Here is a 20,071-nt window from a genome sequence, read left to right on the forward strand (position 1 = left end):
CATGGAGGTCCGGTACTTGAACGCGGCCGACGACCGTCTGGCCGTCAGCGGGATCTACGAGGCCAGCTGGAAGTACGCCTACCGGGATATTCTGCCCAGGGATTATCTGGAGAGTATCCCGGCGGGGAGGTGGGCCGCCCATCTGGACAGCGAGGGGATGACCACGCTGGTCATGTTGGAGAATGGGCGGTACGTCGGCACCTCCAGCTGCTGCGCCTCCCGTTTTCCGGAGTTTGACGGCTGGGGAGAGATCGTGTCCGTCTATCTCCTGCCGGAGTTTATGGGACAGGGCCGCGGAAAACGCCTGCTGGAGGCGGCGGTCTCGGCGCTTGTGTCCGGAGGATACCGGGACATCTTTCTGTGGGTACTGTGGAAAAACCGGCAGGCCAGGGCCTTCTATGAGAAGGCTGGCTTTCAGTTCTGCGGGGCACATCGGGAGGATGTGATCGGCGGAAAAACGGTGCGGGAGCTGGCCTATTGCCGCCATATTCCATAAATTGGTCTAATGGCTTGTATTTTGCGCGGATGTTTGGTATAATGCTTCTATATTTTGGGTTTTGACGACTGGAGAGGCCTCATGCTGCACTATCTGGAAAACCTGTTTCACGCCCTGGACCTGGGCTCCATGAGGGACGCTGCGGCGCGGATAGCGGCGGTCCTGCTGTGCCTGACGGTGCATGAGACCTGCCACGGGCTGGCGGCCTGCGCGCTGGGGGACCCCACCGCCAAGTCCAGGCGCCGTCTGTCTCTGAACCCCCTGCGGCATATCGACTGGTTCGGCCTTTTGATGATGTTTGCGGTGGGCTTCGGCTGGGCTAAGCCGGTGCCGGTGGACCCCAGGTATTTCAAGGACCCCAAGCGGGGAATGGCGCTGACCGCCCTGGCGGGGCCAGTATCCAATTTTCTGCTGGCAGTGTTGGCAATTGCGATCAGTAAAGTGATTTACCTTTGCGGATATTATCACCCGGCGCTGGAAGCTGTATTTATGTTCTGCCTGTACACTCTTGCGCCGCTGTCTGTGGGTTTAGGGCTTTTTAACCTGTTGCCCATCCCGCCGCTGGACGGCGCAAAGGTTTTGGGCGCGGCGCTGCCGGATGAGGCGTACTTCCGCGTCATGCGCTATGAGCGCTATGGGATGCTGGCGCTGATTCTGCTCTCCTTCACTGGTGTTGGAAGCACGGTAATCAGCTGGGGCATCATGGCCGTGTACAGAGGTCTGTTCAACTTGTTTTATTGAGGTGTGGCTTTGGAAAATCCCGTGTTCAAACTGGAAAAGGTGGTCCGCTCAAAAGAGGAGATGCAGGACTTTGAGGGACCGCTGGACCTGATCCTGTTTCTGCTGGGCAAGAACAAAATGGAGATTCAGGACATCTCCATCTCCCTGATCTGCGACCAGTACCTGGAGTGGCTGGCGGTGCGGCAGGGCATGGATTTGGAGGTGGCCAGTGAATTTGTCACCATGGCCTCCCATCTGGTGTACATCAAGACCCGGATGCTCCTCTCCATTGAGGACGAGGAGGCCCAGAGCGAGATGGACGCCCTGATCCAGTCCCTGGAGGAGCGCCGCCGGAATGAGCAGTATGTCCAGGTCAAGGCGGCAGCGGAGCAGCTGTCCCCCATGAGCGAGTTCGGGCGGAACATTCTGACCCGGCCCCCAGAGCCGGTGAAACGGGGAAAGATCTACGAGTACGACCACGTTCAGGCGGATCTGATTCTGGCTATGGCAGAGATCCAAAGCAGGGCGGAGCGGGCGCTGCCCCCGCCCAGAACGGCCTTCCAGGACATCGTTCAGCATGAGCCGTATCCGGTGGAGAACAAGGCCCGGGAGATTTTGCAGAGGCTGAAAACGTTTGGTGTCACCCGGTTCCACCTGCTGTTTCGGGGCAACCGCAGCCGCAGCGAGGTGGTGGCCACCTTCCTGGCGGTACTGGAGCTCTGCCGCGCCCATGTTCTGCGGCTGAACGGCTCTGAGACGGAGTGCACTGTCCGGCAGGAGGGGGAATACCCGGAAGACTTGACAATATAGTGCAATAAATAATTAATATATCGGAAATGGAGAACGACCTTGGAAACCTTGGAGACAAAAGAGATCGAGTCCGCCGTAGAGGCGATTCTGTTCGCCTCCGGCGAACCCGTGCAGACGGAGCGGGTCTGCATAGCCCTAGGCTTGGAACGGCCTGCGGCGGAGCAGATCCTGCAGAAGCTGATGGACTATTACGCCTACGAGCGCCGGGGGATTCGGCTGCTACACATGGAGGACAGCTGGCAGCTGTGCTCCGCCCCGGATCATGCGGACGCCGTCCGCCGGGCCTTTGAGATCCGCAAGCCCGCAAAGCTCAGCCAGCCGGCGCTGGAGGTGCTGACCATTATCGCCTACTACCAGCCCACCACCCGGGCTTATGTGGACCAGATCCGGGGCGTGGACAGTTCCTACACGATGAGCCTGCTGCTGGACCGGAAGCTGATCGAGGAGTGCGGGCGGCTCCAGGTGCCGGGGCGGCCCCGCCTGTACCGCACTACCAGACAGTTCCTGCGGGCTTTTCACCTGACCAATCTGGAGGATCTCCCAGAGTTGCCGGACTTCGGCGTGGAGGGGCAGATGCGTCTCAATGAAAACGGCGAGGTCGTTGATCCGGAGCTCGAAGAGGAGGAGACCGCCGAGACCCCGGCAGAGGGTGAAAGCGGCTCGGAGGCAGGTCTGTAAGGGCTGCGGGGATTGCTGATTAGAGAGGGGGCGGCCTGTGGACTGGCGCTGGATATTGGGTGTTCTGATCCTGCTGATCGCGCTGTTGTGCTGGACACGGGTCGGCGTGCTGGTCACGCTGGGGGATACGCTGCGCGTAGAGGTAAAGGCCGGCTGGCTCCGCTTTCAGGTTGTTCCTGGAAAGAAGAGACGGCCCAGGAAGAAAAAGCCCCCAAAGAAGGAAAAAGCATCCTCCGGCGCAGATCGTGCGGAGGGGGAGAAGAGGAGGGCTTTTCCGAAGTTCTCCCTGGGGGAGATTTGGGATGCGGTGCAAACGCTGGCCCCGCCGCTGAAAAGAGCTCTGGGCCGCACCCGCCGGGGCGTCCGCATAGCCCCCCTGCGTCTCTCGCTGATTCTTGGCGGGCAGGAGGACCCGGCCGCCGCCGCGAAGCTCTACGGGGAGCTCAATGCCGCCGTCTGGTCGGGAATGCCTGTCCTGGAGCAGCTGCTGGACATCCGGGACCCCCGTATTCACACAGAGGTGGATTTTGAAGCGGATAAAAACCGGATGGAGGGAACGCTGGGTATTACAATCCGCATTGGAACGGCGTTTGCCGTGGGGTTGGGGATTGCTGTCCCGGCGCTGCGGTGGCTTCTGCGTTATATAAAGCAGCATCGGAAGAAGAAGCCGGCACCGGAGAAATCCGGCGCTGCGGCGTGATAAGGGAAGGAAGGTTTTAGTATGGAGAACAATGTGGAAAAGAAGAGCCCTCTCAATGATCTCATGCGCTCCGCTATGGAGAAGGTCCGGGAGATGGCGGACACCAATGCCATCGTGGGGCAGCCCATCACCACGCCCGACGGCGTGACCCTGATTCCCATCTCCAGAGTTAGTCTGGGCTTTGGCTGCGGCGGCGGAGACTACGGAAAGGTCCAGCCCAGAAGCTTTGGCGGCGGCAGCGGCGCGGGGGTGAACATCGCTCCGGTGGCGTTCTTGGTCATCAAGGACGGCATTACCCGCGTACTGCCGGTGGCGGTGCCGCCGGTGTCCACTGTGGACCGGGTGGTGGAGATGGTCCCGGACGTGCTGGACCGTGTGGAAAAATTTTTCGACAAAAAAGAAGATAAAGATTTGGAGTAATGGGGGTATACTACCATCACCGTAAAAAACGAGGTGATGGTTCTTGCCAAAGCGTATACTCTGCTGCCTGACTGCAGTCCTTATACTATACAGCGCTTTTCCTTGTCGGTCATACGCGGTGAGTACCTCCGCTGCGTCCGCCATTCTGGTGGATGTGAACAGCGGACGGGTGCTCTATGAGCAGAACGCCGACGCGAAAATGCTGATTGCCAGCACTACCAAGATCATGACAGCGCTGGTGGCAATTCGGGAGGGAAACCTGGGCGACGTGGTGACAGTCGACCACGAGACCACGCTGACCGAGGGGTCCTCCATGTATCTGAAAGAGGGGGAGCAGCTGACGCTGGAGACGCTGCTCTACGGCCTGATGCTCTGTTCCGGAAACGACGCCGCCGTGGCCATCGCGGGCCACGTGGGCGGCAGTCAGGCGGGTTTTGTGGCGCTGATGAACGAGACGGCCAGGGAGCTGGGGATGGAGCACAGCTCCTTCGCCAATCCCAATGGCCTGGATCACGAGGACCACTATTCCACCGCCAGGGACATGGCCCGCCTGGCCTGCGCGGCGGTGCAGAACGAGACCTTGGTGCGCATCGCTTCCACCCGGACGGTGACCGCCGGCGGGCGCACCATGACCAACCACAACAAGCTCCTGAGCTATATGGACGGCTGCATCGGCCTGAAAACCGGATACACCCGTGCGGCTGGCCGGACGCTGGTCAGCTGTGCCGAGCGAAACGGGCAGCGTCTGGTAGCGGTGACGCTCCAGGACGGCAATGACTGGGCGGACCACCAGGCACTTTTTGAGTACGGATTTTCCGCCTACCCGGCCCAGCGGGCGGCGGTGCTGGGACACACGGTGGGTACGGCTGAGGTACAAGGCGGCGTGTCCGGCACGGTGCCGCTGACGGCGGCGGGCAGCTTCTCCTGGCCCGTGGGGGCGGGGGAGTGGCTGGAGACCCGGATTGAGCTGAACAGGCCCCTGGCCGCGCCGGTGCTGGCCGGCACATCGGTGGGGCAGGCGGTTTTTACGCTGGACGGCGCGGAGGTGGGCCGGGTGGATCTGTTGTGCGGCAGAACGGTGCCGCCGGAACTGAGGACCGCCATGAGCACCCTGAAAACAGGACTGCCGGAATGAGGATGGAGTTAAAGAGATGGAAGAGCGTCTGCAAAAGCTCCTCTCCGCTGCGGGCGTCTGCTCCCGGCGGACAGCGGAGGGATATATCGCTGCCGGACGGGTGACGGTCAACGGTTTTACGGCTTCTCTGGGACAGCGGGCGGACCTGGAACGGGACGAGATCCGCATTGACGGCCGCCGCCTCTTGTCCAAAGCCGCGCTGGTCTATCTGATGCTGAACAAGCCCCGGGGCTATGTGACCACGCTCTCGGATGAAAAGGGCCGCCATACGGCGGCGGATCTTGTGAAGGACTGCGGTGTCCGGGTTTACCCGGTGGGCCGGCTGGATCTGAACTCCGAAGGACTGCTGCTGATGACCAATGACGGAGAACTGGCTCAGCGGATGACCCATCCCAGCCACGAGGTCTCCAAGACCTACCATGTCTCGGTTTCCGGGGCGGTGGAGGGGGCGGCGGAGCGGCTGTCCGCCCTGCGGGATCTGGAGGGCGAGGTCATCCGTCCTGCCCAGGTTTCGGTGCTGAGAGGCTCCGAAGAGACGGCGGAGCTGTCCGTCACCATTCACGAGGGAAAGAACCGGCAGGTGCGGCGGATGTGCGCCGCCTGCGGTTTGACGGTTCGGCGGCTACGCCGTGTCCGGGAGCATACTCTGGAGCTGGGAACGCTTCCAATCGGGGCATGGCGGTACTTAACAAAGAAAGAAATAGATGAGCTGAAGCAGTTGTGAGAAAGCTGTTTTCTGTGTGAAAATGGCCGCCGTTTGGCGGCTGTTTTGCTGCCCGCGGGGCCTGACCGTCGGACACCTCGTGAACTGCGGCTGGAAAAATCGCGATTTTTCCGACGGATGATTGGAAAGTATTGCGAAACCCGGAAAATTCATATATAATGAAATAATCAAATTTTTACGATTCAGTCCCGTTTTTACTGGCGGGGCGGGAACGGTGCGGGGACTGCGTGCCGGAAATGGAGGGCTTTGTCATGAGCGCTGGCTTGAAACTGGCGGAATTTGTGAGTTTATCCCATTTGGAGATCCTGAACAAGGGCAGGGATTACGATTCCACGCGCCTGACGATTACGGATGTGAATCGTCCCGGCCTGCAGTTCCAGGGATTTTACGACTATTTTGATCCCATGCGTCTCCAGGTGATCGGCAAGGCGGAGGTTATGTACCTCAAGGGCCTGCCGGAGGAGGCGCGCCGGAAATGCTTTGACGATTTTTTCCTGTACGACATCCCGGCTCTGGTTATCGCCCGTGAGCTGGACTGCTTTCCGGAGTGTCTGGAGAGCGCCCGGCTCCACGGCCGGACGCTGCTGCGCACCAAGGAGACCACCGTGGACTTTACCAGCCAGACCATTGAGCTGTTGAACCGGGTGCTGGCCCCCTGCGTCACCCGCCACGGCGTGCTGCTGGACATCCACGGTGAGGGGGTGATGATCACCGGCGACTCCGGCATCGGCAAGAGCGAGGTGGCCATTGAGCTGATTATGCGGGGCCACCGCCTAGTGGCAGACGACGCGGTGGAGATCCGGAAGTTCTCCAACGGACTGGTAGGTACCGCGCCGGAGGTGATCCGGCACTACATCGAGCTCCGGGGCATCGGCGTCATCGACGTGCGGCAGCTCTTCGGCCTTCGGTCCATCAAAAATGAATCCCAGCTGGATCTGGTGGTCAATTTTGAGCAGTGGGACAACACGAAGTTCTATGACCGTCTCGGGATCGAGGATCATTTCATCGACATTCTGGATGTGCGGGTACCCTGCGTTACCATTCCAGTACGTCCGGGGCGGAGCCTTGCAAGCATTGTGGAGGTGGCGGCTATGAACAACCGCCAGCGCCGTCTTGGGTTCAACGCCGCAGAGGAGTTGGCCCGCCGTGTGGACCAGCGGGCAGACCTTGGAAGTGGAAAGATTGGCTGATACAGGCATAAACGGAGGATAAGATATGTATATCGGTATTGACGTGGGTGGAACGAACCTGAAGGCCGGTCTGGTAGACGGCGATGGGAAGATCCTGCGGGTCAAGCGAGTACCTCTGGACTTCCAGGGGCCGGAGAATTTCGCCGGGACGCTGGCGGAGCTCTCCCGGTCGGTTCTGGCGGAGGGGGGATCTGCCGAGTACGTGGGTATCGGCCTGCCTGGGGCGGTGTCCGGAGGCGATGTGCTGTTTACCACCAACATCCCTATGGAGAACGTGCCCCTGGAGCAGCTGTTCCGGCAGCATCTGGACCTTCCGCTGCTGCTGGGCAACGACGCGGACTGTGCCGCCGTGGCGGAGTTTTTTTGCGGGGCGGGCAAGGGTACGGAGGATTTCGGCATTGTGACCCTGGGCACTGGCGTCGGAGTGGGGCTGATTGTGAACGGAAAGCTTCGGGGCGGCCCCGCCTCCAGTGAGGCTGGGCATATCGTTATGCGCCGGGGCGGTGAGCTGTGCAACTGCGGCCGCTACGGCTGCTGGGAGCGGTACGCCTCCGCCACCGGCCTGATCCGCCTGACAAAGGAGGTTATGGAGTGCCAGCCGGACAGCCTGCTCCATGAGATCGCCGCCCAGCAGGGCGGCGTGGAGGGCAGGACGGCTTTCCTGGCGGCGGAGCGGGGAGACCAGGCCGCGCTGGAGGTGTGCCGGGAGTATGTGGAGGATCTGGCGGACGGCGCTGTCAGCCTGATTAACGTCATCCGCCCCGAGGTCATCGCCATCGGCGGCGGCGTGGCGGCGGCGCCGGATCATCTGCTGCTGGAGCCCCTGCGGGAGATCGTGGCACGGGAGAGCTTTTCCAGCCACGGCGGACGGGTCACGAAGATCCTCCGGGCGGAGCTGGGGAACGACGCCGGCATCATCGGCGCGGCGTTCCTGGGGCGCGTCATGTGAGAACCTGGATTCCCTGTCTCGAGCGGCGAAAACATCCCTCGCCCAGTCAGCGTTTTTGATGATGGATACAGGTTTCAGGCATTTTAATGAAGGAGGCCCGTGAATGAACTGGGTGGCAGAGCTTGACAAGTGGGCGGCGGACTATTTGCCGGATATGAGAATCGCGGAGGAGGAGCCGATGGCAAAGCATATCTCCTTCCGCGTCGGCGGCCCCGCCCGGCGGATGGCCTTTCCGGAGAGCGGGGAGCAGATGGTGCTGCTGCTGTCCTTTGCCAGAGAGTGTGGGGCGCGGCCCCTTGTGATTGGCAGCGGCACCAATCTTCTGGCCCCCGACGGTGGTCTGGACCGACTGGTGATCGTTGCGGCGGGTCTGCGCCGGGTGGAGGCCGGACCTGAGCCGGATACCGTTTTGGCGGAGGCAGGAGCTCCGCTGGCCCAGACGGCGGACTTTGCCTGCGGGCAGGGGCTGACGGGCCTGGAATTCGCCCACGGCATTCCCGGCACGGTGGGCGGCGCGGTGTACATGAACGCCGGCGCCTACGGCGGGGAGATGGCCCAGGTCATCCAGAGCGTGTCGGTTCTGTTTCCGGAGGAGGGGGTCAGGCTCATCTCCGGCGGGGAGATGGCCTTTTCTTACAGGCACAGTTTACTGATGGACTGTCCGGAGGCGGTGGTCCTCCATGCGGTGTTCCGGCTGTCCCCGGGCGATCCCGTTGTGATTCGGGAGAAAATGCGGGAACTGATGGCCAGGCGGAAGGCCGGCCAGCCGCTGGAATACCCCAGTGCGGGCAGTACCTTCAAGCGGCCGGAGGGCCATTACGCCGGTACGCTGATTGAACAGTGCGGGCTGAAAGGGTTGACCGTGGGCGGCGCCCAGGTCAGTGAAAAGCACGCGGGCTTTCTCATCAACCGGGGCGGGGCCTCCTGCGAGGATGTGCTGGAGCTGGTCCGCCAGGTGCAGGAGCGGGTGCTGGCAGAGACTGGCGTCCGTCTGGAACCGGAGGTCCGCATCCTGGACGTAGAGTGAGCCGCTTTCGGCTGGAAAGGAGAGCATATGGACGTTTTGATCATCTCCGGCCTCTCCGGAGGCGGAAAGAGCAAGGCGGCCTCCTATCTGGAGGACATGGGCTTTTATATTATCGATAATATGCCCGCCGCCATGATCCTGAAATTTGCGGAGTTCTGCGCCGGGGCCAGCAGCCGCTATGATCGGGTGGCCCTGGTCTACGACGTGCGGACCAGCAGCTCCCCCGCAGAGCTCTTTGGTATTCTGGACCAGCTCAAAGCCATGGAGTCCAGCTGCCGGATGCTGTTTTTGGACGCCTCGCCGGAGACCATTATCAAGCGCTACAAGGAGACCCGCCGCCGGCATCCCCTCAGCGCTCAGGCCGGCTCTTTGGAGGACGCCGTCCGCCGGGAGCGGGAGGTCATGGAACCGGTGCGGCAGCGGGCGGACTTCGTCATCGATACCTCCCGGCTCTCCACCGCCAAGCTGCGGGGAGAGCTGCTGCGTCTCTTCGGAAATGCGGAGGAGAAGGGGGGCATGGCGGTCAGCGTCACATCCTTTGGCTTTAAGTACGGGCTGCCCATGGAGGCGGATCTGGTGCTGGACGTGCGGTTTATGCCCAACCCCTTTTACATTGAGGAGCTGCGGCCGAAGACCGGTTTGGAAAGCCAGGTGTCGGACTATGTGTTCAGTTTTCAGCAGACCCAAGGGTATCTCCGGCGGCTGGAGGAGCTGATGGCCTTTACCCTGCCTTTGTATGCAGAGGAGGGCAAGGCCCTGCTGGTCATTGCCGTGGGCTGCACCGGAGGCCGCCACCGCTCCGTGGCGGTGACCCGCGCTCTGGCGGAGTTTATCCGGCAGCTGGGCTATCAGGTGACGGAGAACCACCGGGACATGGGCCGGGGCGGATAAAACCGCCGCCCGGGTACGGAGGTCTGGAAAGGAGCGAAAACGCCTGTGCGGCACTGGAATAAAATCCTTCTGGGTTTCGCCCTTTTGGGGCTGGTCCTGCTGATGAGCGCGAATATTCTGCTGATGTGCGCACCCAGCCATCTATATGGGAAATTGGCTCTTTTCACGGTTGGGCTTTTGATTTCCATAACAGCGATGATCCTGCAGGTGCGAACCTGGCGCCGGCGTCAGGGGAGCGGAAGGCGGATCTGAAATAAAAGGAGAGACCATGGAACAGCGAGTATCCTACCGGGTCCCCAGGGAATACGGGCCGCGGGTCGCCGTCATCGGCGGCGGACACGGCCTTTCCACCATGCTGCGGGGCCTGAAGCAATATACGGAGAATATCGCCGCTATTGTCACGGTGGCGGACGACGGCGGCGGCTCTGGAATGCTGCGCCAGGATCTGGGAATGCCGCCTCCCGGCGACATTCGCAACTGCTTGGAAGCTCTGGCCAACACAGAGCCGCTGATGAGTCAGCTGATGCAGTACCGGTTTTCCGAGGGATCTCTGGCGGGGCAGAGCTTCGGCAACCTCTTCCTGGCGGCGCTGAACGGCATTTCGTCCTCCTTTGACGCGGCAGTGAGCCGCATGAGCGAGGTCTTGGCCATCACGGGCCGGGTCCTGCCGGTGACCACGGCGGACGTACGGCTGGAGGCGGAGTTTGAAAACGGCGCCAGCGTGGTGGGGGAGTCCAAGATCTTCTACTGCAAGAAGCGGGAGGACTGCCGCATCAAGCAGGTGAGGCTGATTCCTGAGCGCCCCAAGGCCCTGGCGGAGGCCATCACTGCCCTCCGCCAGGCGGATATGATCGTCCTGGGGCCCGGGAGCCTCTATACCAGCATCATCCCCAACCTTCTGGTGGACGGCATCGTGGAGACCATCCAGGAGTCCAGTGCCCTGAAAATCTATGTGGCCAACGTGATGACTCAGGAGGGGGAGACAGAGGGATACACGGTCTCCGACCATATTGCGGCAATCATTCACCACTCCGCCCCGGGGCTTGTGGATCTGTGCCTATGCAATTCCTCTCCCATCCCCAAAAGCGTTGCCGCCCGGTACGCGGAGGAGGGAGCAGAGCCGCTGCGGGGAGACGTGGAGGCATGCGCCGCTCTTGGGGTGGAGGTGGTCAGCCGTCCCATTGCCACGGTGGAGGACGGCTATGTTCGCCACCATTCCGTCCATCTGGCCCGGGAGCTGATTCTGCTTCACGCCGAACGCAGCGTCCGGATTGCCGGGGACCGCTTTGGCCGTCGTGACAACGGCTACCGGATGGAGGGTAGGAGACGCACTGAGAGGGGATATGAAGATGAAAAAAAGTGAATTTCAGCAGTCTCTTATCTTAGCGTTTGATCAATCGGTCGACGGTATGTCTTTTGAAGAGCGGATGGAGCTCATAGAAAAATGCTTCTCGGAGTATCAGAAGAAGAATGACAAAAAGCGTGAGCGGCCAAATTACGGAAAGCCGTGGAGCGACCAGGATCTGCGGATTGTTTTGCAGAGCGCACCCACAGTTGAGAACTGCCTGCGGTATGCCAAACTGTTTGGAAGAGGGTACGGCAGTATTGAACTGATTTACCGCTGGGCGTCAACGGCGGATCAGGATATACCGGAGGACAAGTCTGACGACGTGTTTATTGCCCATGTCAAGCGGATTGCGAAGGAAGTGGGATGGCGGGCATCATAGGACCTGTTCGCATCAACCAAATCAAACGGCTTTCCGGCAAGATTTACATGGAATCCCGAATATTTGTCTTATTTGAACAGACGCTAGAGCAGTCCCCAAAATACTGAGAAGCGTTCAGCGGTTCGAGGATCTGACGTCCTTGACGGGCGCCAGCCCGCCTGCGTCCTTTGCCTACCGCAATCTTGATCCTCACTTTCTTTTTTTGATTATTTCCGGGAACTGCTCTGGGCTGATTTATGGCGAACAGGGAGATGTTTCTCATGTCCTTTTCCTACGACACGAAAAATGAATTATGTAAACTGCCTGTTCAGAAGCTGTGCTGCGCCCGGGCGGAGGCCTACGGAATCCTGCTGTACTGCAACACCTTCAGCTCCACCGAGGTCCGGATCATCACGGAAAACCCCAACTTCGCGGGCCGGCTCCCAAAGCTCTTCCAGCGGGCGTTCAGCTTCCAGTTCGACCGAAGGCCGGAGCGGGTCGAGGAGGGGCAGGGGAAGATGGTCTTTCAGATCACGGAGCGGAAAAAGCTGGAGCGGATCATCAATCTGCTGGGCTATGACCCGTTGCAAAATCTGGTGCTCCATATCAACTTCGGATTGCTGGAGGACAGCTGCTGCCGGGGAGCTTTTCTGCGTGGGTGCTTTTTCGCGGGCGGCAGCGCCATTGATCCCCTCAAGCGCTACCACCTGGAACTGACTACCTCCCATCTCCAGGCCAGCCGGGAGCTGGAGGTGCTGCTGCGGGAATGCGGATACCCGCCCAAGAGTATTGCCCGGAACAACAGCTTTGTGACCTATTTCAAACAGAGTGACCAGATTGAGGATTTTCTGACCTTCATCGGCGCGCCGGTGGCCTCCATGCAGGTGATGTCCGCAAAGATGGAGAAGGATCTGCGCAACAGCGTAAACCGGCGGCTGAACTGTGATACCGCCAATCTGGACAAGGCCGTGGAGGCTGCCCAGAAGCAGGCGGAGACCATCCGGAAGCTGCAGACGGCGGGCAGACTGGACCAGCTGCCGGACAAGCTGCGCCAGACGGCGGAGATGCGGCTGGAGAATCCGGAGCTGCCCCTGTCCGAGCTGGCACTGATTCTGGACCCGCCGGTAACAAAGTCCTGCCTGAACCACCGTTTGCGGAAGCTGATGGAACTGGCGGAAGAGCTGTAAAGAGAAAATGCTGTACAAGCGGTGGAGGGCAATGGATGAAGCATCATCAGTTTCACAGTGAGCTGACATGCGACGAGGTCTGGTACCGGCTGAATATTCTGCTCCAGAGCTTTGCGGTCTGCGGGGCGAAGCGGTATGAGGTCCGCGGCGAGCTGACGGACTGGGGGTGCTATCTCTGGCTGCGGAATTCGGACGGCTACGGCGGAACGCCTGTGCCCCTGCGGCTGTGGACAGAGGAGGGGCAGTCTCCGGGATGTGTTATTACCGGCTCCTTCCTGCCAGCGGGGCGGGAATTGTGGGGACTGCTGATCGGCGGCGTCGGCTTATGTCTGGAGTTTTTTCTCGCGGAGCTTGTGTGTGGCGTCCCATTTTCACGTGCGCTGATGACCGGACTCTGGGTGGGATGTGCAGCAGCCGCTGTGCTGTATCTTCTGACTTTTGGCATTATACGTTTTTTTTCCAGAAAGCGGGAGAGAGAACTGCTTCAATGGATTCAGAAATATCTGCTCCTTCGGGAGCCGGATGGCGTTTTGTTTCCAGATGCTGAGACCCAGCGGGCGGAGTGGGTAGGGCTTCCCCAGAGAGTGAAGTCCACGAGGAGGAGACGCTTTGTCTTTTACAGTGTCCTGCCGCCAGAGGAACTGCCCGCCGCTGTGGAGACCTGGATTTCCCAACAGGGAATGCTGACGGAGGATGTGCGGGTCAAGTGGTCTGCGGAGTGGCGGGGACCGTGTTTGAAGCTCTCCCGGACAGAGATAGAAGAGGGGCAGAGAGAGGCCGGATCTTTGCGGATTTTCGCAGGCTGGTTCAAAACCTGGCAGTTTGCGGACCCCTTTTGCGGCGCTGTGGAACCGGATGGCCGGGGCGGGAGTATCCTGCGGGGAGCGTTTTGCTGTGAGCCAGTTTCGTTTCTGCCGTTTTTGGTTGCTTTTTTTGTGGTTTTCAGCTGTCTTTGGCGGGAATATCCGCCTTGGATCGCCCTGCCGCCGTTCTTTTTCACGGTAGTCTGCGCTGTTCGTCAAATGCGGAGCAGCCCCTTAAAAAGCCCAGGTTCCCGCAAGATATTAGAGTTTTTGCAGACATATTTTGAGGAGGTGTGATATGTCCTTTGTCCATCTGCATGTCCATACGGAGTACAGCCTGCTGGACGGCGCGTGCCGCATCCGGGATCTGCCCAGAATCGTGAAGTCCATGGGACAAACCGCCTGCGCCATCACTGACCACGGGGTCATGTACGGCGTTATCGACTTTTACCGGGCCTGTAAGGCGGAGGGGATCAAGCCGGTCATCGGCTGTGAGGTCTATGTCACCCCCCAGGGCCGCACCCGGTTTGATAAGCTCCATGAATTTGACGCAGAGAGCCGCCATCTGGTGCTGTTGTGCGAGAACGAGGAGGGGTATCGGAACCTCTCCTACATGGTCTCCATGGCCTGGACAGAAGGCTTTTACAACCGACCCCGGGTGGATATGGAGCTCTTGAGGCGCCACAGCGGCGGCCTTGTGGCCCTGTCCGCATGTCTTGCGGGGGAGATTCCCCGGCGGCTGCGGAATGGGGAATACGAAAACGCAAAAAGTTATGCTCTGGAACTCAGCGGGATCTTCGGACCGGAGCGCTTCTATCTGGAGCTCCAAGACCACGGCATTCGGGATCAGGCTGTTGTGAACCAGGGTTTGCTGCGAATCCATCAAGAAACGGGCCTGCCCTTGGTCTGTACCAACGACGCCCACTACCTCCGCAAAGAGGATGCCGAGGCCCACGACGTACTGCTGTGCATTCAGACCGGCAAGACCCTGGACGATGAGAACCGGATGCGTTACGAGCCCCGGAATTTCTATCTCCGGGACGAGGCGGAGATGGAGAGCCTGTTTGGGGAATATGAGGGCGCCCTGGAGAACACGGCGAAAATCGCGGACATGTGCAATCTGGAGTTTACTTTCGGCAAGTACCACTTGCCGGAATTTCAGTTGCCCCCAGGGTACGACAGCTTTTCCTACCTGAAAAAACTCTGTGACGAGGGCTACCAAGCCCGATACGGCGAGGACGGCAGCCACCGGGAACAGTTGGAATACGAGCAGAACATGATCGAGAAGATGGGTTTTACGGACTATTTCCTCATCGTCTCCGACTTTGTGCGCTTTGCCAGGGAGGCCGGCATTCCCGTGGGACCGGGGCGGGGCAGCGCGGCGGGGTCCATGGTCAGCTACTGCCTCTCTATCACAGACATTGACCCGGTGAAGTACGATTTGTACTTTGAGCGGTTTTTGAACCCGGAGCGGGTGAGTATGCCGGATATTGACATGGACTTTGGCGATACCCGCCGGGGCGAGGTGGTGGACTACGTACGCCGGAAATACGGCGATGACCACGTGGCCCAGATCGTCACCTTCGGCACTATGGCTGCCCGGGGCGTCATCCGGGACGTGGGCCGGGTGATGAATCTGCCCTATGCCGACGTAGACCAGATCGCCAAGCAGGTGCCCAGCGGGCCCAACAATCTCCATATCACTCTGGAGGAGGCATTGCGGCTGTCCCGGTCCCTGCGGGAGATGTACGAGACCGACGAGACCGTAAAACGTCTCATTGACACCGCCAAGGCCCTGGAAGGGATGCCCCGTCACGCCTCCACCCACGCCGCCGGCGTAGTCATCACACGAAGGCCCGTCTATGAGTATGTGCCTCTGGCGAAAAATGACGAGTCCGTAGTCTGCCAGTATGTAATGACCACTCTTGAGGAACTGGGCCTCCTCAAGATGGACTTTCTGGGCCTGCGGAACCTGACGGTGCTGGACGACGCTGTAAAGATCCTCCAGGAGGAGCAGCCCGGTTTCCATTTGGAGGATGTGCCGGAAGGCGATGTGCAGACTTATGAGATGCTCTCCGCCGGAAAGACATCCGGCGTGTTTCAGATGGAGTCCGCCGGCATGACCGGCGTGTGTGTGGGACTGAAGCCCCGGAGTATCGAGGATATCACTGCCATTATCGCCCTGTACCGCCCCGGCCCTATGGATTCGATTCCGCAGTTTTTGGAGTGTGCCAGAAATCCGGAGAAGGTCCGCTATGACCACCCACTGCTGGAGCCGATTCTCTCCAATACCTACGGCTGTATCGTCTATCAGGAGCAGGTCATAAAAATCTTCCAGGAGCTGGCGGGCTATTCCCTGGGCCAGGCAGACATGGTGCGCCGGGCCATGAGCAAAAAGAAGGTTAAGGACATCGAGAAGGAGCGGGAGGCCTTCCTGCATGGTGACAAGGAAAGAGACATTACAGGCTGCCTGGCTCATGGGATTTCCGAGGCTACTGCCCAGCTGATCTACGACAAAATCTACGATTTTGCGGAGTATGCCTTCAACAAGGCCCACGCTGTTAGCTACGCGGTGGTGGCCTATCAGACGGCCTGGTTTAAGTGCCACCACACCAAGGAGTACATGGCAGCGCTGCTGACCAGTGTTCTGGATAACTCCGACAAGGTGGCGGGGTACATCAACGAGTGCAAGGAGTGCGGCATTGCTCTGCTGCAGCCGGACATCAACCGCTCCGCCGACTGCTTTGCTGTGGAGGAGGGAGGCATCCGGTTCGGCCTGGTGGCCATCAAGAACATTGGTCGAAGCTTTATTCAGGCGGTGATGCGGGAGCGGCAGGTCCGTCCCTTTGACTCCCTCCACGATTTCTGTGAGCGGATGCAGGGCACGGATATGAACAAGCGGGCGGTGGAGAATCTGATCCGCTCCGGGGCCTTCGACAGCACCGGGGCCCGCCGCTCCCAGCTGATGAAAGTCTATGAGGGGATTATGGACTCCGCCGCCGCCCAGCGGCGGGACAATGTGGAGGGACAAATGGACTTCTTCTCCATGGGAGCCTCTACTGGCAGGACGGCGCCGAAACGGGTCCGCCTGCCGGACATCCCGGAGTTCACCGCCCAGCAGATGATGACCATGGAGAAGGAGACCACCGGGCTGTATCTCTCCGGGCATCCAATGGACCAGTACCGCAAGCAGGTGCAGATGCTGAACGCGCCCACTATCGGCTCCATTCTGGCGGACTTTGCCCAGGAGGGCGGTCCTGTCAGGTTTGCCGATAACCAGCGGGTGGTTCTCGCAGGGGTGATTACCTCCAGCAAGACCAAGACCACCAAGAACAACAGCCTGATGGCCTACGTGACGGTAGAGGACGACACCGCCTCTATTGAGATGCTGTGTTTTTCCAGAACGCTGGATCTCTGCGGCGCCTATCTCAGAGAGAATCAGGCGGTGGTGGTAAAGGGAAAGCTGTCCGTCCGGGACGAAAAAGCGCCCCAGATCATGTGCGACAGCGCCTATCCGCTGGCCACAGTCACTGGCAGCCTGCCGCCGGAGCAGGCTATGGAGCTCCCTGCGGACAAGCTGGAGAAAGGGGAGGTTCTCTATTTGAAATTTCCCAGTTTGGACCATCCTGCCCTGAGACACTTAAAATTGGTGTTCACTATGTTTCCCGGGGAAACACAGGTGAAAATGGTGATGGCGGATACCCGAAAGGTCTATGGAACGCGGGTTCTGCTCCACAAGGCTTTGCTGAAAGAGGCCCGTGAAGTCCTTGGAACTGAGAATGTTGTGGTAAAATAACCGATATAATAGCTGATTTGACCAATATAAAGGAAACCGGTGCTGTGAGCAGCTCACAGCGCCGGTTTTGGCTGTTTTCTGTCACTTTTGGCTGGGGTCAGACGGCTCCTCAGCCAGCAGGACATTCATGATTTCACTGTATGTCCGTTCTGGGGCCTGACGGAACCGTTCTGCCAGAATGTTTGCCATATCCTCCCGGACTGTCATCAATTTCAGGTCCATAAGGCTGCCCATATCGTCATTCAGAGAGAGGCGCACCGTATAGGTCCCATTGGGGCGCTTCTCACAGGAGGCGCGCACCTGACTCTTGCGGCGAAGCTTCCGGTTACACTCGCTGATGTTTTTGTCACACCGCAGCCGGACAGAATAGGGAAGGCTGGATTCGCAGATCTGGCTGTTTCGCATCCCTTTTTCTGTGATCGTGTACATGCCGTCATTGGAAACTGTTAAGTGTTCTGTCTTTACAAGGTCCCGCAGGCATTCGGAGAAGTCAAAGTAGTCCACGCCCTCATCGCACATAGCCAGGTCCAGTACCAGATCAAAGGGAATGGGCTCGATGATTCTGGCGGCAATGTAGAGGATCAGGAATTTGATTTCCAGTTTGTCTTGGATAAATCCGGCCATGGCGGCACCTCCGTCGTGTTCTGATTTCCTGTCCTCCAGTATACCGCATTTCCGGCTCGGTTGTACAGGGCGAAATTCCCGAAATTTGTAGATTTTTGCCTTGACGGCTTGGACAGCGGTTGGTATGATTGGAGCAGCACAGGAAAGGCGGCGATTTTTTATGAAAAGACGGGTCCTGGCCCTGCTTTTGGCCATTTGGATGACCTGCGCGCTGGCGGGCTGCGGAAAGGAGACTCCGGCGCAGCCGGAGTCCCCGGCGGCCCCCCCGTCCGTGGAGGAACCGAAACCGGAACCGGAGCCCGAACCCTATGTTCCGGCCGGCACCAATCCGCTGACAGGGGAGCCCATGGAGCCGGAGTATGAGAACAACCGTCCTGTGGCGGTGATGCTCAATAATCTCAAAGCGGCGCAGCCTCAGCTGGGTGTCTCCCGGGCGGACATCATATACGAGGTGCCCGCCGAGGGCGGCATCACCCGGATGCTGGGGGTGTACCAGTCTCTGGAGGGCGTTGGAAATCTTGGCAGCGTCCGCTCCGCCCGCTCCTACTATCTGGAGCTGGCGCTGGGACTGGACGCGCTGTATGTACATGCCGGCGGCAGTCCCGGCGCCTATCGGGACATCCCCGCCTGGGGTGTGGACAACATGGACGGCGTCCGGGGTGACGAGGACGCCGAGATCTTTTGGAGGGACCAGGATCGGCGGAAGACCAAGGGCTATGAGCACAGTCTGCTGACCTCCGGAGAGAAGATTCAGGCGTATCTCGATACAGGCCGCCTCCGCACGGAGCACCGGGAGGGCTATGTCTATCCCCAGGCCTTCGTGCCGGACGGCACCCCGGCGGGCGGCAGTCCCGCGGAGCATGTGGCGGTGCGGTTCTCCGCCTACAAGACCGGCACATTTGACTACAACGCAGAAAGCGGCAAGTACCTGGCAGGGCAGTACGGCAAGGAGTATGTGGACGGCGACACCGGGGAGCAGGTGGCCGTCACGAATCTGCTGGTGCTGGAGACCGGCATCTCCGTGATCTCCGGAGACGCGGAGGGGCGGCTGAACGTGCGCCTTACCGGCGAGGGGACGGGGACCTTTTTCTGCGGAGGGAAGTCCGTGCCCATTCTCTGGAGCAAGGCGGACCGCAGCAGTCCCTTCGTCTATACGCTGGAGGACGGGAAGCTTCTGGCCCTGGGGCAGGGAAACAGCTACGTCTGTATCATCAGCCCCAAGACCAGCAGCGTGACATTTGAATAGAGGTCTTTCCAAGACGCGCCATATCCGGCGCGTCTTTTTTTCACCCTCCGGCCTCGGTGGCATACACTGGATTGAAAGAAATTTTCTTTCACCAGCTACTTATTAGGAGGTATTGCAATGCCCGAGAAAGTTATGCCCGGTCCCGTGGAGGATCTCGGCGGCATCCGGGAGGCAGTTTGCATCCATACCAGGAAGATCTATGATTCCTGCCGAGATAAGGACTGCATTGAGGATCTGCGCTTCTACCCCAAGATGCAGTATGTGGATGTCATCAACCGCGCCCTGTCCGTCAAGGGCGGCTCCGCCAAGCTGCTCTATACCTATGTGGATGTGGAGCCCGTCAGCTTCAACCGGGGTTTCTACACCGTGGATATGCGCTTTTTCTACTCCGTGACCCTGCAGGCCTACCTCAGCTGCCCCGCCCCTGTCACCGTGGAGGGCCTGTGCGTGTTTGACAAGCGGGTAATCCTGTTCGGCAGTGAGGGGAACGCCAAGATCTTCTCCTCCCAGATGAGCACCGGCGGCCCCGACGCCCAGATGGTGAAGCGGGCCAATGCCCCCATCGCCGTGGTGGAGGCGGTGGACCCCATCGTGCTGGACGCCCGTGTCATGGACTGCTGCGGCAAGCGGGACTGCGACTGCGACCTGTGCGAGGTGCCGTCCTTTGTCAACAACTTCTTTGACTGCGAGCTCTCCAGCGGGGACGACTCCCGCCGGATCTACGTCACCCTGGGCCAGTTCTCCATTGTGCGCCTGGAGCGGGACTCCCAGCTGCTGGTGCCCGTGTACGACTACTGCATGCCCGATAAGGAGTGCTCCTGCGGCAGCGACAAGGAGGACCCCTGCTGCATCTTCCGGAACATCTCCTTCCCGGTGGGCGAGTTCTTCCCGCCCAACACCGTGCGGATGCCGGAGAATTACGAGGATACCAAGAGCTTTTGCAGCTGCTGCAACAACTGAGAAAACGAA

The 20,071-nt window shown here is 59.9% G+C and carries 20 protein-coding genes; 19 read left to right on the top strand and 1 reads right to left on the bottom strand.

Features of this window, described 5'->3' with window-relative positions:
• Position 1 precedes the first annotated feature (1 nt).
• The 17 genes from C816_RS15980 (at position 2) to C816_RS16065 (ending at position 17,232) form a co-directional block, all read left to right on the top strand.
• A complete protein-coding gene (locus C816_RS15980; protein WP_016323442.1) occupies positions 2–496 on the top strand; it encodes a GNAT family N-acetyltransferase in 495 nt (164 codons plus the stop codon).
• Between the two features lie 81 nt (positions 497–577).
• Positions 578–1,237, top strand: a complete 660-nt coding sequence (locus tag C816_RS15985; RefSeq protein ID WP_016323443.1) for a site-2 protease family protein — start codon at positions 578–580, stop codon at positions 1,235–1,237.
• Between the two features lie 21 nt (positions 1,238–1,258).
• Complete coding sequence (locus tag C816_RS15990; RefSeq protein WP_242832224.1) at positions 1,259–2,026, top strand: segregation and condensation protein A; 768 nt, start codon at positions 1,259–1,261, stop codon at positions 2,024–2,026.
• 39 nt (positions 2,027–2,065) lie between these two features.
• On the top strand, positions 2,066–2,704 hold the full coding sequence (gene scpB, locus C816_RS15995; protein WP_016323445.1) for an SMC-Scp complex subunit ScpB: 639 nt from the start codon (positions 2,066–2,068) through the stop codon (positions 2,702–2,704).
• A 37-nt stretch (positions 2,705–2,741) separates the two neighbouring features.
• Positions 2,742–3,404, top strand: a complete 663-nt coding sequence (locus tag C816_RS16000; RefSeq protein WP_016323446.1) for a DUF2953 domain-containing protein — start codon at positions 2,742–2,744, stop codon at positions 3,402–3,404.
• Between the two features lie 21 nt (positions 3,405–3,425).
• Entirely contained in the window at positions 3,426–3,824 is a 399-nt protein-coding gene (gene ytfJ / locus C816_RS16005; protein WP_016323447.1) for a GerW family sporulation protein, read from the top strand.
• Between the two features lie 118 nt (positions 3,825–3,942).
• Positions 3,943–4,959: a D-alanyl-D-alanine carboxypeptidase family protein gene (locus C816_RS16010; protein ID WP_242832225.1), complete on the top strand. Its 1,017-nt coding sequence runs from the start codon at positions 3,943–3,945 to the stop codon at positions 4,957–4,959.
• A 16-nt stretch (positions 4,960–4,975) separates the two neighbouring features.
• Complete coding sequence (locus C816_RS16015; protein ID WP_016323449.1) at positions 4,976–5,683, top strand: pseudouridine synthase; 708 nt, start codon at positions 4,976–4,978, stop codon at positions 5,681–5,683.
• Between the two features lie 251 nt (positions 5,684–5,934).
• Positions 5,935–6,873, top strand: coding sequence for an HPr(Ser) kinase/phosphatase (gene hprK / locus C816_RS16020; protein WP_016323450.1), 939 nt, complete (start codon positions 5,935–5,937; stop codon positions 6,871–6,873).
• Positions 6,874–6,898: 25 nt separating this feature from the next.
• On the top strand, positions 6,899–7,822 hold the full coding sequence (locus C816_RS16025) for an ROK family protein (RefSeq protein ID WP_016323451.1): 924 nt from the start codon (positions 6,899–6,901) through the stop codon (positions 7,820–7,822).
• A 103-nt stretch (positions 7,823–7,925) separates the two neighbouring features.
• The gene (gene murB, locus C816_RS16030; RefSeq protein WP_016323452.1) at positions 7,926–8,849 is read left to right on the top strand and encodes a UDP-N-acetylmuramate dehydrogenase; all 924 of its coding nucleotides are present in this window, start codon (positions 7,926–7,928) and stop codon (positions 8,847–8,849) included.
• Between the two features lie 27 nt (positions 8,850–8,876).
• Positions 8,877–9,740, top strand: a complete 864-nt coding sequence (gene rapZ / locus C816_RS16035; RefSeq protein WP_016323453.1) for an RNase adapter RapZ — start codon at positions 8,877–8,879, stop codon at positions 9,738–9,740.
• A gap of 268 nt (positions 9,741–10,008) precedes the next feature.
• A complete protein-coding gene (gene yvcK, locus C816_RS16045) occupies positions 10,009–11,103 on the top strand; it encodes a gluconeogenesis factor YvcK family protein (RefSeq protein WP_016323454.1) in 1,095 nt (364 codons plus the stop codon).
• Positions 11,090–11,467: a hypothetical protein gene (locus C816_RS16050; protein ID WP_016323455.1), complete on the top strand. Its 378-nt coding sequence runs from the start codon at positions 11,090–11,092 to the stop codon at positions 11,465–11,467. Before yvcK ends, C816_RS16050 begins: the two co-directional genes overlap by 14 nt.
• Before the next feature lie 260 nt (positions 11,468–11,727).
• Positions 11,728–12,633, top strand: a complete 906-nt coding sequence (gene whiA, locus C816_RS16055; RefSeq protein WP_016323457.1) for a DNA-binding protein WhiA — start codon at positions 11,728–11,730, stop codon at positions 12,631–12,633.
• A 35-nt stretch (positions 12,634–12,668) separates the two neighbouring features.
• Entirely contained in the window at positions 12,669–13,733 is a 1,065-nt protein-coding gene (locus tag C816_RS16060; RefSeq protein WP_016323458.1) for a hypothetical protein, read from the top strand.
• Between the two features lies 1 nt (position 13,734).
• Positions 13,735–17,232 (top strand): DNA polymerase III subunit alpha, encoded by a 3,498-nt coding sequence (locus C816_RS16065; RefSeq protein WP_016323459.1) that lies wholly within the window; start codon positions 13,735–13,737, stop codon positions 17,230–17,232.
• An 81-nt stretch (positions 17,233–17,313) separates the two neighbouring features.
• Here C816_RS16065 and C816_RS16070 read toward each other — a convergent pair whose 3' ends face one another.
• Complete coding sequence (locus C816_RS16070; RefSeq protein WP_016323460.1) at positions 17,314–17,856, bottom strand: DUF4364 family protein; 543 nt, start codon at positions 17,854–17,856, stop codon at positions 17,314–17,316.
• Positions 17,857–18,016: 160 nt separating this feature from the next.
• Between C816_RS16070 and C816_RS16075 the strand changes: the two genes are divergently transcribed.
• Both C816_RS16075 and C816_RS16080 read left to right on the top strand, forming a co-directional pair.
• Positions 18,017–19,102 carry a DUF3048 domain-containing protein gene (locus tag C816_RS16075; protein WP_016323461.1) on the top strand — a complete coding sequence of 362 codons (1,086 nt, stop codon included), beginning with the start codon at positions 18,017–18,019 and terminating at the stop codon, positions 19,100–19,102.
• A 117-nt stretch (positions 19,103–19,219) separates the two neighbouring features.
• Complete coding sequence (locus C816_RS16080) at positions 19,220–20,062, top strand: hypothetical protein (protein WP_016323462.1); 843 nt, start codon at positions 19,220–19,222, stop codon at positions 20,060–20,062.
• Positions 20,063–20,071: the final 9 nt, after the last annotated feature.

Origin of the sequence: Oscillibacter sp. 1-3, assembly GCF_000403435.2 — a bacterium.
Taxonomy (GTDB): domain Bacteria; phylum Bacillota; class Clostridia; order Oscillospirales; family Oscillospiraceae; genus Oscillibacter.

Excerpts from the sequence above, each read along its gene's own strand:
- murB (WP_016323452.1), top strand. The coding sequence starts at position 7,926 with ATGAACTGGGTGGCAGAGCTTGACAAGTGGGCGGCGGACTATTTGCCG.
- rapZ (WP_016323453.1), top strand. The coding sequence starts at position 8,877 with ATGGACGTTTTGATCATCTCCGGCCTCTCCGGAGGCGGAAAGAGCAAG.
- C816_RS16080 (WP_016323462.1), top strand. The coding sequence starts at position 19,220 with ATGCCCGAGAAAGTTATGCCCGGTCCCGTGGAGGATCTCGGCGGCATC.
- C816_RS16070 (WP_016323460.1), bottom strand. The coding sequence starts at position 17,856 with ATGGCCGGATTTATCCAAGACAAACTGGAAATCAAATTCCTGATCCTC.
- C816_RS16060 (WP_016323458.1), top strand. The coding sequence starts at position 12,669 with ATGAAGCATCATCAGTTTCACAGTGAGCTGACATGCGACGAGGTCTGG.
- C816_RS15985 (WP_016323443.1), top strand. The coding sequence starts at position 578 with ATGCTGCACTATCTGGAAAACCTGTTTCACGCCCTGGACCTGGGCTCC.
- C816_RS16075 (WP_016323461.1), top strand. The coding sequence starts at position 18,017 with ATGAAAAGACGGGTCCTGGCCCTGCTTTTGGCCATTTGGATGACCTGC.
- yvcK (WP_016323454.1), top strand. The coding sequence starts at position 10,009 with ATGGAACAGCGAGTATCCTACCGGGTCCCCAGGGAATACGGGCCGCGG.
- ytfJ (WP_016323447.1), top strand. The coding sequence starts at position 3,426 with ATGGAGAACAATGTGGAAAAGAAGAGCCCTCTCAATGATCTCATGCGC.
- C816_RS15980 (WP_016323442.1), top strand. The coding sequence starts at position 2 with ATGGAGGTCCGGTACTTGAACGCGGCCGACGACCGTCTGGCCGTCAGC.
- C816_RS16050 (WP_016323455.1), top strand. The coding sequence starts at position 11,090 with ATGAAAAAAAGTGAATTTCAGCAGTCTCTTATCTTAGCGTTTGATCAA.
- C816_RS16015 (WP_016323449.1), top strand. The coding sequence starts at position 4,976 with ATGGAAGAGCGTCTGCAAAAGCTCCTCTCCGCTGCGGGCGTCTGCTCC.
- whiA (WP_016323457.1), top strand. The coding sequence starts at position 11,728 with ATGTCCTTTTCCTACGACACGAAAAATGAATTATGTAAACTGCCTGTT.
- C816_RS16065 (WP_016323459.1), top strand. The coding sequence starts at position 13,735 with ATGTCCTTTGTCCATCTGCATGTCCATACGGAGTACAGCCTGCTGGAC.
- C816_RS16025 (WP_016323451.1), top strand. The coding sequence starts at position 6,899 with ATGTATATCGGTATTGACGTGGGTGGAACGAACCTGAAGGCCGGTCTG.
- hprK (WP_016323450.1), top strand. The coding sequence starts at position 5,935 with ATGAGCGCTGGCTTGAAACTGGCGGAATTTGTGAGTTTATCCCATTTG.